The sequence below is a fragment of the bacterium genome, assembly GCA_026129405.1.
Lineage (GTDB): Bacteria > Desulfobacterota > Binatia > DP-6 > DP-6 > JAHCID01.
Genome location: JAHCID010000010.1, coordinates 1 through 14,921, shown reverse-complemented (window position 1 = coordinate 14,921; position 14,921 = coordinate 1). Strand labels below are relative to the sequence as shown.

14 protein-coding genes are annotated in these 14,921 nt (G+C 72.9%); 5 read left to right on the top strand and 9 right to left on the bottom strand.

The annotated features are described in order from the left end of the window. Window positions 1-16: 16 nt before the first annotated feature. Window positions 17-1,048, bottom strand: a complete 1,032-nt coding sequence (gene hisC, locus KIT14_23790) for a histidinol-phosphate transaminase (protein MCW5893549.1) — start codon at window positions 1,046-1,048, stop codon at window positions 17-19. A gap of 23 nt (window positions 1,049-1,071) precedes the next feature. Then, window positions 1,072-1,437 (bottom strand): hypothetical protein, encoded by a 366-nt coding sequence (locus KIT14_23785; protein ID MCW5893548.1) that lies wholly within the window; start codon window positions 1,435-1,437, stop codon window positions 1,072-1,074. Window positions 1,438-1,705: 268 nt separating this feature from the next. Here KIT14_23785 and KIT14_23780 point away from each other — a divergent pair, with 268 nt between their 5' ends. The 4 genes from KIT14_23780 (at window position 1,706) to KIT14_23765 (ending at window position 6,245) form a co-directional block, all read left to right on the top strand. Beyond that, window positions 1,706-1,963 (top strand): type II toxin-antitoxin system RelE/ParE family toxin, encoded by a 258-nt coding sequence (locus KIT14_23780; GenBank protein MCW5893547.1) that lies wholly within the window; start codon window positions 1,706-1,708, stop codon window positions 1,961-1,963. A 62-nt stretch (window positions 1,964-2,025) separates the two neighbouring features. Beyond that, complete coding sequence (locus KIT14_23775) at window positions 2,026-4,680, top strand: hypothetical protein (protein ID MCW5893546.1); 2,655 nt, start codon at window positions 2,026-2,028, stop codon at window positions 4,678-4,680. Window positions 4,681-4,836: 156 nt separating this feature from the next. Beyond that, on the top strand, window positions 4,837-5,649 hold the full coding sequence (locus KIT14_23770) for a hypothetical protein (GenBank protein ID MCW5893545.1): 813 nt from the start codon (window positions 4,837-4,839) through the stop codon (window positions 5,647-5,649). Between the two features lie 146 nt (window positions 5,650-5,795). Beyond that, entirely contained in the window at window positions 5,796-6,245 is a 450-nt protein-coding gene (locus KIT14_23765; protein ID MCW5893544.1) for a hypothetical protein, read from the top strand. Between the two features lie 13 nt (window positions 6,246-6,258). Here KIT14_23765 and KIT14_23760 read toward each other — a convergent pair whose 3' ends face one another. Then, window positions 6,259-6,414, bottom strand: coding sequence for a response regulator transcription factor (locus KIT14_23760; GenBank protein ID MCW5893543.1), 156 nt, complete (start codon window positions 6,412-6,414; stop codon window positions 6,259-6,261). A gap of 367 nt (window positions 6,415-6,781) precedes the next feature. On the opposite strand from KIT14_23760, the gene KIT14_23755 reads away from it, so the two are divergent. Further along, a complete protein-coding gene (locus KIT14_23755) occupies window positions 6,782-7,309 on the top strand; it encodes a hypothetical protein (protein MCW5893542.1) in 528 nt (175 codons plus the stop codon). Here the strand turns inward: KIT14_23755 and KIT14_23750 are convergent. The 6 genes from KIT14_23750 to KIT14_23725 form a co-directional block, all read right to left on the bottom strand. Beyond that, window positions 7,284-9,179: a sulfatase-like hydrolase/transferase gene (locus KIT14_23750; GenBank protein ID MCW5893541.1), complete on the bottom strand. Its 1,896-nt coding sequence runs from the start codon at window positions 9,177-9,179 to the stop codon at window positions 7,284-7,286. The two genes, KIT14_23755 and KIT14_23750, sit on opposite strands and share 26 nt — an antisense overlap. A 33-nt stretch (window positions 9,180-9,212) precedes the next feature. Next, a complete protein-coding gene (locus KIT14_23745; GenBank protein ID MCW5893540.1) occupies window positions 9,213-9,602 on the bottom strand; it encodes a DUF814 domain-containing protein in 390 nt (129 codons plus the stop codon). A gap of 50 nt (window positions 9,603-9,652) precedes the next feature. Further along, on the bottom strand, window positions 9,653-12,196 hold the full coding sequence (locus tag KIT14_23740; protein MCW5893539.1) for a HAMP domain-containing protein: 2,544 nt from the start codon (window positions 12,194-12,196) through the stop codon (window positions 9,653-9,655). A 20-nt stretch (window positions 12,197-12,216) separates the two neighbouring features. Beyond that, window positions 12,217-13,620 (bottom strand): M48 family metalloprotease, encoded by a 1,404-nt coding sequence (locus KIT14_23735; GenBank protein MCW5893538.1) that lies wholly within the window; start codon window positions 13,618-13,620, stop codon window positions 12,217-12,219. Continuing rightward, the gene (gene hemB, locus KIT14_23730; GenBank protein MCW5893537.1) at window positions 13,617-14,597 is read right to left on the bottom strand and encodes a porphobilinogen synthase; all 981 of its coding nucleotides are present in this window, start codon (window positions 14,595-14,597) and stop codon (window positions 13,617-13,619) included. The genes KIT14_23735 and hemB overlap by 4 nt, the downstream gene beginning before the upstream one ends. Continuing rightward, a partial coding sequence (locus KIT14_23725; GenBank protein MCW5893536.1) for a uroporphyrinogen-III synthase occupies window positions 14,594-14,921 on the bottom strand: 328 nt, incomplete at its 5' end. The genes hemB and KIT14_23725, both read right to left, overlap by 4 nt.

Here is a 14,921-nt window from a genome sequence, read left to right as displayed (position 1 = left end):
CGCCCCCCGGGGCGCGTCAACCCGCGGCGAGCGCGGCGAGAAAGGCGTCGGTCTCCTCGTCGGTGCCGACGGTGATGCGCAGCGCATCGGCGAGCCCCGGCACCGCGAAGTGACGCACGAGGATGCCCTGCTCGGCGAGCCGGCGCAGGACCGGCCCCTGGTCGACCCCGGGGCGTCGCGCGAGGACGAAGTTGGCCGACGACGGCGGCACCGCGAACCCGCGCGCGACCAGAGCCTCGGTGAGCCGGGCACGTGTCGCCCGGATGCGCGCGACGTTCGCCTGCATGTGCGCGACGTCCTCGAGCGCCGCCGTCGCCGCCGCCTGGCTCACGCGGTTCAGGTTGTACGAGTCCTTCACCGTGTGCAGCCCCGCGAGCAGCTCCGGATGCCCGAACGCGAGCCCGACCCGCATGCCGGCGAGCGAGAACGACTTCGAGAACGTGCGCAGCACGAGGACGTTCGCATGGCGCCCGACGAGGCCGAGCGCGTTGGTGTCGGCGAAGTCGCCGTAGGCTTCGTCGACGACGAGGATGCCCGGCAGCATCGCGGCGAGCTCGGCGATCGCCTCGGGTCCGACGAGCGTGCCGGACGGTGCGTTGGGATTGCACAGGAACGTGACCCGCGCACCCGTGGCGGCGAGCGCGCCGGGAATGCGCCAGTCCGCCGGCCACGGCACGGGGACGACCACTCCGCCCTGCACCGCCACCAGCGTCTCGTAGAGGCTGTAGGTCGGCACCGGGAACGCCACGCGATCGCCGGCGTCGACGGTGGCGCGCAGGAGCAGCGCGAGGAGCTCGTCCGAGCCGTTGCCGGCGAGGATGTGATCGGCCGGCACGCCGTACACCCGAGACGCCGCGGCGCGAAGCGCCTGCGCCGTGGGATCGGGGTAGAGCCGCACGTCGGCGTCGGCCGCGGCCGCGATCGCCGCGAGCACGCGCGGCGACGGCGGATACGGGTTCTCGTTGGTGTTGAGCTTGACGACGCGGCGCCCCGGCGCCGGTTGCTCGCCTGGAACGTACGGCACCGCGGCACGCACCGCGGGCCGCAGCCAATCCGAGGGCCGGGCCAGGGCTACCGGGCCACCGTCAGACGCGCGGAGGCGTCCAGGCCGTTCGGATCGTCGGGACGTAGGTGGCGGTCGGCCACATGGATGGCCTGGCGCGTGCGCTCGGGCAGACCGGTCAGGACGTCGACCAGGTGGGCCCAGCGCTCGCGATCGGCCTCGCCGAGCTCATAGAGGCGGATCGCGCCGTCGACGTCCTTGCGACGCAGACAGCCGTCGGCCATCGACAGCATCCGCTCGCGCGGCAGGGGTACTCCGCCCAGCTCGCAGACCCGGACGACGTCCTGGACCCGGTGACGCTCCATCAAACGATCCGCCAGACGTGACCAATCGCCAGGATCGACCGCTGCCGCGTTGCGGACGAAGAGCCGCATGGCGGCGTCGAGGAACCCTCGCTCGAGATATCGCCTGGCGACGAGGACTTCGGAAGCACTGGCAGGCATCGATGCGCACCCCTTTCGAGCACCCGCGTCCGCTCCACCCGCGTCATCCCGCAACGCGCGTCAAGGTACTGACGCACCTCCAGAAACGCAAGGCGAGGCTGCCGCAGCGGCGCGCAAGGCATGCCTGTAAGGCAGGTGCGTGACCGGGCTTCCCACACTCAAGCCCGTCGCGTGCGGTGCCGATAGCTCTCCCGACTGTATGACGGGGAAGCTCAACATCACGTACAGCGCCTACCGTGAGCTCGAGCTCGTCCCGCAGACGCCGCTCCGGGCAATCGGCGAGGCGATCATCCAGCTCGCCGACGATCCGCATCCGCCGGGGTCGTCGGAGCTCCAGGGCGTCGGCGGCTGCCACTACCTCGCGATCGACGACTACTACATCCTCTACTACGTCGACGACGAGGACGGTCTGACGGTGCTCGGCGTCCTCCAGGGCCCGTACCACCCGCTGCACTGAGGCACTGCCGGCGCGACCGGCCGGTCTTGCCGCTGGCGCGACGGCGACGCTAGGGTCGCGCGATGCGCCGGTCGTGGCTCGTCGCCCTGCTCTTCGCCGTCTCGCTCGTCCCCGCGCACGCGGCGAGCGTGCGCATCTTCGCCGTCGGCAACGCGCAGCGGCTCGACGACGCGCTCACCTACCAGTCGTTCCGCGACAAGATGGCGGCGCTCATGGACGCCGCGCATCCGCAGCGGGCGAGCCTCGTGCAGGCGGGCGTCGACGACGTCGCCAGCCACCTTCGGGCCGTCGATCCGCTCGCGCCCGAGCACGCGCTCGTCGTGTTCCCCGAGAGCGTCGGGCTGATCGCCGCCTTCATCGGCAGCCGCGGCGCCGGCGCGCGGCTCCAGGCCTCGGCGCCGCTCGCGATCGCGAGCCTGTTCGAGCCCTACGGCGCCCAGGTGGCGCACTACCAGGCGAAGTACCCGGGCCAGCCGCCGGTGCGCTACCTCGTCCTCGCCCTGACCGATACGCTCCACCGCGCCTTCACGGAGACCTTCCGCGAGCTCGCGGTCGCGCACGGCGTCCACATCGCCGCCTGCGCCGATCTGGCCCCCGCCCGCCGCATCGATGCGGCGGCCGATCCTGCGCTCGTCGACCTCCTGCGCGATCCGGACGAGCCGGAGCGGACGTACGCCTACGAGGCGACGTCGGCGCGGCCGGTGAACTCCACGTACGTGTTCGCGCCCGACGGCGCGATCCTCGTGCCCGACGGCCACGGCGGCACCCTGCGCGCGCCCGCGGAGACCGGCGGCGTCATCCGTGGCTCGACGGACAAGGCCTATCTGACGCCGATCGAGCAACCGCCGCCCGGCGAGCCGCTCGGCCTCGCCCTCGGCGCCGGCCCCGTCCGCGACCTGGAGGTGCTCGATACCCCGGTCGGCCGGCTCGCGATCGTGATCTCGAAGGACGCATGGATGCCCGACGTCAACGCGCGCTTCGCCGCCAAGGGTGCCAACCTGATCCTCCAGCCCGAGGCCTTCAGCTCGTGGGCCTACGACACCGCCGAGTGGTCGCCCGACGTCTTCAAGGAGGGCGGCTTCGCGAACCTCCAGCGCAATCCCGGCTGGGCGGCGAACGTGAACGCCAGCCTCACCGGCAACCTGCTCGACATCACCTTCGACGGCCAGTCGGCGATCCTCGGCCGGCGCACCAAGACGCTGCCCGGCCCGCTCGGGGCCGAGAACGCCTGGATCGGCCAGAATCCCGACACCGGGTTCCGCGCGATCGCGCCGTGGATCGTGCCCGATCCCGGGCTCGGCGACCCCAGCCTGACGCTGGCGCAGCGCCGCGCGCAGCTGGCCGCACAGGGAGCCCACCTGCTCCCCGGCTCGGGCATACCCTGCCCCGGCCCGCGCGTCCCCGGAGCCTGCGAGAACGGCTACCGCGAAGCCGTGGTCTGGCACGACGTGACCCTGCCCGACGGCGACGGCACCGGCGCCGTCGACGCCACCCGCGAGACGCCGCCGCACTTCTCGGCGAGCGTTCGTGTGACGTCCGCGGGCGGGCCGGCCCGCCGCGCGCCGCGCGTGGCGACGCGCGGCAAGCGCGTCTTCGTCGTGTGGCACGAGGCATCCGCGGGCGAGCTGCCCAACGTCTTCCTCGCCGTCGGCAAGCACGGCGGCGCCCGCTTCGGCGCACCGATCCGCGTCAGCGGCAACGCCCGCGGCAGCGTCCACGAGACGTTTCCGGCCATCGCGGTGCGGGGCAAGCGGGTCGCCGTCGTGTGGCAGGAGTTCGCCGACGGACGCAGCGACGACCGCGGCCGCATCATGCTGCGCTGGCTCGACGCCCGCGGCCGCGCCAAAGGCGCCGCGGTGCGGGTCGACGACGACGACACCGCCGGCAAGTGGCTGCCGGCAATCGCCTTCGCCGGCACGACGCCCGTCGTCACCTGGATCGACGAGCGCGACCCCGGGCCCGAGGGCGAGGCGTTCGAGCACGTCTATGTCGCGCGCGCCGTCGCGAACGACCGCTTCGCACCGGCGGTGCGCGTCGATCAGGGTGCCCCGGTCCCGCTCTCGACCCACCAGGACAACAAGTGGGCGCCCACCATCGCCGCCGCCGGGCGGCAGGTGTGGATCGCCTGGGTCGACTTCCGCAGCAACAACTGGGACGTCTACCTGGCGCGCAGCGACGACGCCGGCGCCACCTTCGGCGCCAACGTGCGCCTCGACGACTTCCCGGCCTACGAGCGCATCCACGACACGCCGTCCGTCGTCGCCGACGGCCAGGGCCGCGTCGTCGTGGGGTGGACGGACGTCCGTGCGCGCGAGGCCGACCCGAACCTGTTCGCCGCGGTGAGCACCGACGCCGGTGCCACCTTCGCCGCCAACGTCCAGATCGACGACTCGCGCGTGGACTTCGACCCGAACCGCGACACGCCGACGAGCCAGTGGCTGCCGTCGCTGGCGCTGGCGAAGGGCACGGTCTTCGCAGCCTGGCAGGACGATCGCCTCGGCAATGCCGACGTCTTCTTCGCGCGCAGCACCGACGGGGGCACGACCTGGGGCGCGTCGGAGCGTGTCGACGACACGGGCACGGGGCCGAGCCATCAGAGCCGCCCGTCGTTGGCGCTCGCGGGGCGCGGGAAGCAGCGGCGCTGCCTGGTCGCGTGGGAAGACGATCGCGACGGCACCACCGGCGTGTACCTCGCGCGGCGGGCCTGCGGGCGCTAGCCGGCGATGCTCTGCGACCAACGGCCCGGCGCCCGGGTGCCGAAGCGCGCGCACCTGCAAGCGACTGCACGCGAGCCAGACGCCATGCCCCAGCGCGCGTACCGCGCCCTGGCATCCAGCTTGCTTCCCTAGGTGGGGATGCGGACCCGTCGTACGATGCTGCCCTGGTGCCTGCTCTCCGTCCTGCTGAGCGCCAGCGCGGCCGACGCCGTCCAGCTCTGCGTGCGCGTCGACGGCCCCACCGGCGCGGTGCGCAACGGAGCCTCCATCCGACTGCGCGCGGCGTGCCGCGCCCGCGAGAAGGCCCTGCCGCTGAGCTTCGCGAATGGCGAGACGACGGTGCTCGTCCAGGGCGCCAACCTCCAGATCGTCGACGGCTCCGGAAGCACCTACGGTGCCTCCAACGGGCGCGGCAATCTGATCGTCGGCTACGACGAGGGCCGCTGCATCGAGGACGGCGCCGTCGTCGGCACCTGCACCACCGCCGGCGCGCCATGTGCCGCCAGCGGCGTGTGCAACGTCGCGGACAAGACCGGATCGCACAACGTCGTGGTCGGGCCGGCCAACCGCTACCCGAGCACGGGCGGGATCGTCGGTGGGCAGGTAAACACCGTCAGCGGCGAAGGCGGGGCGGCACTCGGCGGCCTCGAGAACGTCGTCAGCGGCGCGCTGGCGGCCACGACCGGCGGCTACCGCAACCGCGCACGCGGCGTCGCCGCCGCCGTCACGGCGGGCAGCGACGCGGTGGTGCTCGGCGACCAGGCGGTGGTCGTCGGCGGCCGCGGCAACAGCGCGCCGGGTGGGGCCGCCGTCGTCACCGGCGGAGACGGCAACGTGGCGCGCGGCGAGGCCGCGGTCGTCGGCGGCGGGCTGGAGAACGTCGCCAGGGGGGCCTACTCGGTCGTCTGCGGCGGCGTCGGCGAGGAGACGAACGAGCTCTTCGAGGTCGTCTGTCGCCCGACACCCTGAGCCGCCGACCTGGACGCCGCGGCGGCGCCGCACGCGGTCGCCCGCGCACCTCGACGACCCGTCGCGCGAGGGCGGCGCCATGGTCCTCCGGTCGTCGAGGCCCCCGAACGCTTCAGCGACCGGCGCATCTCGGGCATGGTGGAGCCATGCCTCCCTGCGGCCTCTACCGCACCACCACCGCGCTCGACGGCCACGTACCGGTCGGGCGTCTCGTCTACTTCCACGATCACGGCAACCCGGGGCCCGGCATCTACCTGCCGCGTGCCTGGGCACTCAACCGCGCCCAGTGGCACGACACCGGCCACACCGTGTCGCCCGAGTTCGCGGCCACGCTGGATCCGCTCGCCCCCGAAGGCCTCTACCGGGTACGCGAGACCTTCACCTGCTGCGCCCAGGCGTGCCGCACCTACGAGCCCGAGCTCCTCGTCCAGCTCGGCTACAACGCCGAGGCCGGCGCCCTCCTCTTCCTCCCGGAGTGGACGCCGTCGGGGCTCGCCATTCCCGAGCTCGGCGTCGCCATCGACGCCGACCGCCTCCGCGCGCTCGCCCCGTTGCGCGTCGTCCAGGGCACCGAACCGCACGGCGCGCCGCAGTGAGCGGCGTGGCGCGTCAGCCGCCGAGGCCGGCGTCGAGCACGTAGCGGATCAGCTGCACGTTGTTCTCGAGCCCGAGCTTCAGGAGCAGACGCGCACGGTACGTGCTGACCGTCTTCACGCTGAGGCAGAGCCGCTTCGCGATCTGCGACGGCGTCGCCCCCGCCCCCATCAGGCGCAGCACCTCGAACTCGCGGTCGGACAGGGCCTCGTGCGGGGCCTTCGCCTCGCCGCCGGCGACCACCACCCCGACCAGGTGCTCGGCGAAGGACGGCCGGCGCCGTCAGGAGCTGCGCCCGCGCCCCCCATGGCAGCAGCCCCGCCGTCGCGATGACGATGAGGATGCAGAAGAGCGCGCTGCTCCCGTGCTCGTCGACGAGCACGGACGACACGCTCGTCACGGCCGCCACCAGGACGACCCACAGGGCGGTGCCGAGCACGAGCCCGCGTGACGAGGCGGTGTAGCTGCGACGCCAGGCCCACGCCGCCCCGAGGCCGAGCAACGCCTTCAGTCCGAGCAGCATGCCCACGACCGGACGATGGGCGAACGGATCGACGGCGACGCCGAGCACACCGACGACGACCACGACGATCAGTATCCCGAGGCGGCTGCGCTGCGCGAGCAGCGCACGGTCGTCGCGACGGCGCCGTGCGAGGACGGCGCTGCCGACGGCACCGTCCTGCCCGACATCGGGGCGCAACAGCTCCGAGCCGGCGAGATCCCAGCCGAAGCCGAAGACGGATTCGCACCACGAGCGGAAGAAGGAGCCAGCCTGCGGACGCCGCATGAAGCCATCCCAGTTGGGCACCACTTTCGTGAGATCGCAATGAAAAACGACGCGCCGCGTGGCGCATCGCCGCATCTGGCGTCGCGATTCGCCCCCAGGGCACCGCCGGCGATCGCTCCCTGCGGCAGGGCCTACGGCGGTTGCGTCCCCGACCCGCCGCATGGGCGCGATCCCGCCGCCCCCGCGGGTTGCCCACACGGCGCCGGCGCTGCCGCGTCGTGCGGCACGCCCCCGCGCGCCGCACCGTCGCCGGTCAGTTCAGATAGCCGAGCGCCTTGAGGCGCTTGCCCATCTCGTCGTCGATCTTCGCTTCGGCGGCCGTCGCCTTGTGTGCATCGGCCCACTTGAGCGTGTCGGTCATCTGCGACTGCAGCTTCGCGGCCTCGGTCGCGTCCTGCGCCACGAGATCCTTCTGCTCCGGATAGTCCGTCGAGAGATCGTACAGCTCGCTCGCCACGCGCTGGTCCTGCTGCTTGTGGATCAGCTTGTGCTTGTCGTCGACGACGCTGCGGGTGGCGCCGAAGCGGTAGATGAGCTCGGAGAAGGCCTGCGGATTGCGCGGCACCGTGTCGCCCTTCGCGAGCGGCACGAGGCTCCTGCCGGCGGCCGTCGGCTTCGGCGGCGCGCTCGCCAGCTCGAGCACCGTCGGCAGGATGTCGACGCTCATCACCGGCGTCCCGATGCGCGACGGCTGGAAGGCCTTCGGGTAGCGGATGATGAGCGGGACGTGGATCAGCTCGTTGTAGAGCCCCTGCCCGTGGCCCCAGTTCTTGTGCTCGTAGAACTCCTCGCCATGGTCGGCGACCACGATGACGATGGTGTCGTCGAGGATGCCGAGCGACTTCAGCTTGCCCAGCAGCTTCTGGAAGACGGTGTCGACGAAGAGGATGTCGCCGTCGTAGCGCGCGATCATGTCCTCGCGCTGCGCCTCCGGGATCGCCTGCCCCTCGTCGAACGGGAAGTAGCTCTTCTTCGGGTAGTAGGTCACCGGCTTCGCCGACTTGTCGGGGACCCACTTGTCGTACGGCGGCGGCGGATCGTACGGGTGATGCGGGCTCATGTAGTGGACGTGCATGTAGAAGGGCCGGTCGTGGTTCGCGTCGAGCCAGCGCGACGCCTCCGTCGTCAGCACCTCGTCGCGCGCCGTCGTCGACAGCTCCCCCTGCACGAGCAGCTTCACCTTGTTGTATATCCAGTTGCGGCCGCCCGTCTGCTTCGAGATCCGCTTGAGCGCGTTCATGAAGAGCGTCACGCGTGCGAAGCGCTCGTCGTAGATCGAGTAGAAATGATCGACGCCGCGCCCGAAGCCGTAGTCGGGCGTGATCCACGGGTTCCCCGAGAGCACGGCGGTCCGGTAGCCCTGGTCGCGCAGCAGCTGCGTCACGATGGTCTCGGACTCGGGCAGCTTCTGCTGCTCGAGGTTCGTCTGATGCATGCTCGGGTAGTGGCCCGTCAGCAGCGAGGCCATCGCCGGCTTCGTCCAGCTCGACTGCGAGAAGGCCTGCTCGAAGAGGACGGCGTCCGCGGCGAAGGCGTCGATGTTCGGGCTCGTCGGCCGCGAGTACCCGTAGGTGCCGAGGTGATCGGCCCGCAGCGTGTCGATGAGCACGAGGACGATGTTCGGGCGCGAGCCGGACGCGAGCGTCGCGGCGTTCTGCGGCGCCTCGGGGCCGCCGGTGAAGCCGCGCGCCGCCCCCACGCCGCCCGCGCCGAGCAGCACGACGAGGAGCGCGACGAGCCCGCCACCGGGCTGCCGGAAGAGCCGCGTCAGCGGCCACAGCAGCACCAGCGCGGCGACGGCGATGCCGATCACGCCCGGCAGACGCATCCCGGACGTCGGCGACAGCGTACGCAGATAGGCTTCCGCGCCGAGGATACAGCCGCCGCCGGCGAGCAGCAGGCCGCGGATCCAGCCGCCCGCGTTGCGCCACCCGAGCAGCGCGGCGAGCGCATGGAGCACCACCGCGCCGCCGAAGGCCGTCGCGAGGTAGAGCCCGATCAGCCAGGCGACGCCGGAGCCGCGCAGGCTACCGGGATTCCACACCGCCACCTGCCAGAGATCGACGGCGGCGAGGACGCCGCCCACCGTGACCGTGGTGCGCAGCACTTCGGGAACGAAGCCGGTCGTTCCCCGCTGTTGCATGGGCATCGGGAATCGGAGCTTACCGACGCCCCCGGTGGTTCACAAACCGGCGGACTGAGTGCCGCGAGGGTACACTTTGATGGCGGTCCAGCGACGCAGCATGACCTTGCCTGCAGGGAACCCCTTGGGCTTCGACACGTCGGCGACGCGGCAGACGTGCACCGCGACCTTCCCGCGTGCGTCCCGCGCCTTCGAGTGCCACGCGGCGAGCTCCGCGGCGCGCGCGAGCACCGTGTCCGGCGGCTCGCCTGCCTCGGGCGGGATGCGCACGACGACGTGGCTGCCCGAGTAGTCGGCGACGTGCAGCCAGAGATCCTGCGGCTCGCCGACCTCGAACGTCAGGACGTCGTTCTCGGCGTCGCCGCGCCCGACGAGGACGGTCCAGCCGTCGACGTCGAGCATCTTGTAGGGACGTCCCTTGCTGCCCACGGCCGCCGGTCAGCCCCCGCGCCGGCGGCGGGCGCCGCGCCCTGTCTCGCTCACCGCGCTTGTCTACGGACGCCCGCCGAGCCGGTCAAGCCGATGCCGTCGGGCGCGTCGGTGGCCTCGCCGTCGGCCACGGCGTCGAGCGGGATCGTCAGCGTGATGCGAACGCCTTCGCGCGACCGCGAGCGGATGTCGATGCGCCCCCGGTAGTGCGCGACGCGCTCGCGCATGCCGAGCAGCCCGAGGCCGCCGAGCTGCGGTGCGCGCCGGAAGCGCTCGACGTCGAAGCCGACGCCGTCGTCGGCGACCACGAGCGTCACCTCGCGCGGGCCGACGTCGAGCTGCACCAGCACGTGGCGCGCCTGCGCATGGTTGGCGACGTTGGTGAGCGCTTCCTGCGTGACGCGATAGAGCAGCACCTCGAGCGCCGGCGGCAGGCGCGTCTCCGGCGGCGGCGTACGCAGCTCGACGGCCAGGTCGGTGCGCGATGCGAAGCGCTCGGTGAGGAACTGCAGCGTCGGCACGAGACCGAAGTCGTCGAGCATCGAGGGCCGCAGGAGCTGCGACATCGTCCGCACCTCCTGCACGAGCTCGATCACCTGCTCGCGCACGCCGCGCAGGCGCGCGCGCAGCGCCGTCACGTCCTCGACGTCGCTGCGCTCGAGGAGCGCGATGTCGAGCTTGATCGCCGTCAGGATCTGGCCGACGCCGTCGTGCAGGTCGCGCGACAGGCGGCGCAGCGTCTCTTCTTGCACCTGGACGCGCATCTGCGACAGCTTGCGCAGCTCGGTCTCGTGGCGGCGCGCCGTCTCGAAGAGGCTCGCGTTGGCGAGCGCCGCGGCGGCCTGGCTCGCGATCGCCTCGGCCAGCTCGAGATCGCGCGCCGCGAGCGGCCGCTCGACGGCCGCGAGCACGACGCCGAGGAGCTGATCCTTGTAGAGCAGCGGCAGCACGACGGTCGATCCGCCGCCGAGCTCCGCCGTGACCGCGGCCGGCGTCGCGGCCGGCGGCGCCGGCAGCACGGCCGGCTTGCGCCCCGGCGGGCAGAGCCCCGCGAGGTCCGGCGGCGCGTCGAGCGGCAGGCTCGTGCCCGGGATGCCCGAGACGATGACATACGCGTCGACGACGTCGTCCAGCTCCGGCGGATACCAGAGCACGCAGAGACGCCGCAGCCCCAGCGTCACCCGGACCTTGTCGGCGACGAGCGGCAGGACGGCGGCGATCTCGAGCGTCGACGACGTCGTCCGCGCCAGGTCGTAGAGCGTCGCGATGTCGCGCGTCGCCTGCGCGACCCGGCGCTCGAGCTCGGCACTGTGCTGCTCGAGCTCGCCCCGCGCCTCCTCGAGCCGCGCCGTCATGCGGTTGAACGCCACCGCCAGCTCGCCGACCTCGTCGTTGGTGCGGATCGGGACGACCTCCCAGGGACCGCTCGGCCGGCGCGCGATCGAGGACGCGAGTCGCGTCAGCACCGCCACCGGCCGCGTCAGCCGGCGCGAGAGCAGAAAGCCCTGCAGCAGCGCCAACGCCAGGCTCAGGAGCAGCACCGCCCCGCCGCGCGCGAGCAGGCGTCCCAGCTCCTCCTCGAAGTCGGCCCGGCGAACGACCGAGACCACGCGCAGGTTCCCGTCGCCGACCGTGGCCCAGGCGACGATGCGCGGCGTCTCGACGCGGTCGATGGCGTACGACGCGCCGCCGGCCTCGATCGCATGCAGCAACGCCGGCCGAACGCCGAGCGCGGCGAGGCGACCGATCGCCTGCGATCCCGCCGCCACCGCCCCGTCGCGCTGCACCAGCAGCGCCACCCCGTGCGGGCCGAGCTGCATGCGCGTGGCGGCGTCGCGCCACCAGGCCGCGTCGGCCCGATGCTCCGAGCCGGCGGCGGTGAGCTCGCCCGCGAGCACGCGCGTCTCGGAGAGGACGCGGCGGCCGACCTCCTCCTCGAGCGTACGCTCGGCGCGGCTGTAGGCGATCGTCCCGAGCAGCAACGTCGTCGTGATGACGAGCACGAGGCCGCCCGCGAACACCTTCTGCGACAGCGGGATGGTGCGACCGGCGCGCGGCGCCTGGGGGCGCAGCGCCCCCAGGCGCCGCAGCAGCGGCTCGAGCCGCGACTCGAGATAGAGGAAGACGAACAGCGCGCCGACGAGGCCGGTGACGAGACCGAGGGCCATCACCTTCACGCACTCGGTCCACGGCAGCGCGGCGAAGACGCGCAGCTGGATCGCGCCCGCGAGGTAGCCGGCCAGCGAGCCCACCAGCAGCACGCCGGCGACGCGGATCGGATAGTCGAGCACCGTGCGCTCGAGACCCGCGACCGCGTCTGGATCGCCGCTGCCGCCGGAACCGAGCACGCGGTCCCAGTCGCGCTCGACCTTCCCGAGCCAGCGCACCGGCGGCACGAGCGCCACGAAGCAGGCGACGAACGGAACCTCCCAGGCGTAGCAGAACAGCACCCAGCGCGCCTGCTCCTCGTCGAGCAGCCAGGCGAAGAACGAGTACGGCATACCGAGGCCCCACCAGGTGGCGCTGGCCACCAGGGCGACGGCGAGGATCGCGCGCCGGAACTGTCTCGGGTGCGGAAGCGGCGGAGCGGACACGAAGCCGGCCCGCTCCCCGCTCAGGGCGCCGCGCCGAGGCCGCGGCGGCCGGCACGCGCCCGCATGCGATCGCGGACGATCGGCTCGAGCACGTCCAGCGCCGCCTCGACCTCCGCGTGCTGCGCGCTGCCCTTGTCGAGCAGCGGCTCGGTACGCTCGAAGAAGCGGTACGCCTGCTCCAGATCGCCGCGCAGCTGCGCGGCGACGGCGAGCTGGTACAGCCCCTGGGCCTCGTCGCCCTTGCGCCCGAGCGCGAGCCCGATCAGACGATGCGCCTCGTCGAGATCGGGCGAGAGGCGGATCGCGCGCTGCCACTCGCGCATCGCCTTCTCCTGGTCGCCGAGCTCGGCGTACGCCTTGCCCAGCTCGAGGTGCGACCAGCCGTCGCCGGGCGAGCGGGCGAGATGCCGCTCGAGCGCGACCCGTCCGAGCTCGGGCTCCTTCAGCGACACGTAGACCGCGCCGAGCGGCCGATCGAGGCGGGCCCCCATGCCGAGGGCGCGGGCCTTCTCGAACGCAACCCGCGCGCCGTCCGGCTTGCCGACCGTTTGGAGCACCCGGCCGAGGAGAAACTGCGCTTCCGCGTCGTTGGGGCGGTCGGCCGCGAGGCGCTGGTAGCGCGGCACGACCACCTCGTTCGGCTGATCGATGGCCTCGGCGACGGCGCGCACCTCGGCCAGCTCGGGGCTGGCCTGCGGGCGGCCCGGCGGCGTGCGCAGCTTCTGCGCCCGGATCACGCTCTCGGTGTGCGCGACGCGGTCCTCGGTGACCGGGTGGCTCAGCATGTAGGGCGGCACCCCCGTCGGGTTGAGCCGCTGCTCGACGAGGAGCGCCTTGAAGAAGCCGCCCAGGGCGTTCGGGTCGTAGCCGCCCTCGCTGGCGATGCGCAGGCCGAGGAAGTCGGCCTCCTGCTCGAACTCGCGCGAGAACTTGAGCTGCGCCGTCTGCGCCGCGGCGATCCCGGCCGCGCCGAGGACCGGGTTCACGAGCGACAGCAGCACGCCCGCCAGCGCCGCCGCCGACCACATCTGGCCCGCCACCTGCTGGCGGACGATGTGATGCGCATGGACGTGCGCGATCTCGTGGCCGAGCACGCCGACCAGCTCGTCGTCGTTCTTCGCCTTCTCGAGCAGGCCGGTGAAGACGAAGATGTAGCCGCCGGGGACCGCGAACGCGTTCAGCGCGGGATGGGCGACGACGAAGAACTGGTAGTCGAACTGCTGGGCGCCGAGCGTCTCGACGAGGCGGGCGCCGAGCCGCTGCACGTAGCCGGTGACGGCGGGATCGTCGACCAGCGGCAGGCCGCCGCGCGCCTCGAGCATGAAGCGTTCGCCCAGCACGCGCTCGGTGTCGGCACGCACGGGCAGCGCCGGCACGAGCAGCACCGCCACCAACAGCGCCGCCACGCCCCGCGGTGCCCTCATCGGCCGGCGAGCCTCCGCGCCACGTCGCCGGCCCAGTAGGTGATGACGACGTCGGCACCGGCGCGGCGGATCGCGAGCAGGGTCTCGTCGACGACGCGCGTCTCGTCGATCCACCCGGCCGCCGCCGCGGCCTTCACCATGGCGTACTCGCCGCTCACCTGATACGCCGCGACCGGCCAGGCGAAGCGCTCCTTCACGCGCCGGATCACGTCGAGGTACGGCAGCGCCGGCTTCACCATCACGATGTCGGCGCCCTCCTCGATGTCCATCGCGACCTCGCGCAGCGCCTCATCGGCGTTCGCGGCGTCCATCTGGTAGGCGCGCCGGTCGCCGAAGGCGGGCGTCGACTCGGCCGCCTCGCGAAACGGGCCGTAGAGCGCCGACGCGAACTTCGCGGCGTACGACATGATCGGCACGTCGGCGAAGCCGTGCGCGTCGAGCGCGCCGCGGATGGCACCGACGCGACCGTCCATCATGTCCGAGGGCGCGACGACGTCGGCGCCGGCACGCGCATGCGCGAGCGCCTCGTCGGCGAGGATCGCGAGCGTCGGGTCGTTGTCGACGGCGTCGTCGCGCAGAACGCCGCAGTGGCCGTGATCGGTGTACTCGCAGAGACAGACGTCGGTGATGCGCAGCAGGCCCGGCGCCGCCCGACGGACGGCCTCGAGCGCGCGCGGCACGATCCCCTCGGGGTCGACGGCACCCGAGCCGCGCGCGTCCTTGGCTTCCGGCACGCCGAACAGGAGGACGGCGGTCACGCCGACGTCGGCCAACCGCCGGCACTCCTCGGCGACGCGGTCGACCGAGCGTTGCGCGACGCCCGGCATGGTCGACACCGGCTTCTCGACGCCGCGGCCGGGGACCACGAAGAGCGGCTGCACCAGCTGCTCCGCGGCGAGGCGGGTCTCACGCACCAACCGCCGCAGGGCTTCCGTGCGGCGCAGGCGCCGGGGTCGATAGGCCGGAAACCGGCTCATCCGGACCCTCGGCTTAGATGATCCCCCCCGGGATTGCAAAAATGCTCCGCCAGCGCGTCGGCCAGCGCGGGCGCCGTGTAGGACGCCGGACAGACGTCGACTCGCAGCCCCACGTCGCGGGCCGCGTCGGCGGTCACGGGGCCGATGCACGCGACGACGGGACGCGGGCGCGCCGCCAACGCGGCCATGGCGTCGCGACCGAGGGCGCGGGCAAAGTGGCGCACCGTCGAGCTCGCGGTGAACGTGACGGCGTCGACCGCGTCCTCGTCGAGCGCCCGGCGCAGCTCGGCCAGGGCCTCGGCCGGCGGCGGCACGGCGCGGTAC

Excerpts from the sequence above, each read along its gene's own strand:
- KIT14_23785 (MCW5893548.1), bottom strand. The coding sequence starts at position 1,437 with ATGCGGCTCTTCGTCCGCAACGCGGCAGCGGTCGATCCTGGCGATTGG.
- KIT14_23780 (MCW5893547.1), top strand. The coding sequence starts at position 1,706 with ATGACGGGGAAGCTCAACATCACGTACAGCGCCTACCGTGAGCTCGAG.
- KIT14_23775 (MCW5893546.1), top strand. The coding sequence starts at position 2,026 with ATGCGCCGGTCGTGGCTCGTCGCCCTGCTCTTCGCCGTCTCGCTCGTC.
- KIT14_23770 (MCW5893545.1), top strand. The coding sequence starts at position 4,837 with ATGCTGCCCTGGTGCCTGCTCTCCGTCCTGCTGAGCGCCAGCGCGGCC.
- KIT14_23765 (MCW5893544.1), top strand. The coding sequence starts at position 5,796 with ATGCCTCCCTGCGGCCTCTACCGCACCACCACCGCGCTCGACGGCCAC.
- KIT14_23760 (MCW5893543.1), bottom strand. The coding sequence starts at position 6,414 with ATGGGGGCGGGGGCGACGCCGTCGCAGATCGCGAAGCGGCTCTGCCTC.
- KIT14_23755 (MCW5893542.1), top strand. The coding sequence starts at position 6,782 with ATGGGCGAACGGATCGACGGCGACGCCGAGCACACCGACGACGACCAC.
- KIT14_23750 (MCW5893541.1), bottom strand. The coding sequence starts at position 9,179 with ATGCCCATGCAACAGCGGGGAACGACCGGCTTCGTTCCCGAAGTGCTG.
- KIT14_23735 (MCW5893538.1), bottom strand. The coding sequence starts at position 13,620 with ATGAGGGCACCGCGGGGCGTGGCGGCGCTGTTGGTGGCGGTGCTGCTC.
- hemB (MCW5893537.1), bottom strand. The coding sequence starts at position 14,597 with ATGAGCCGGTTTCCGGCCTATCGACCCCGGCGCCTGCGCCGCACGGAA.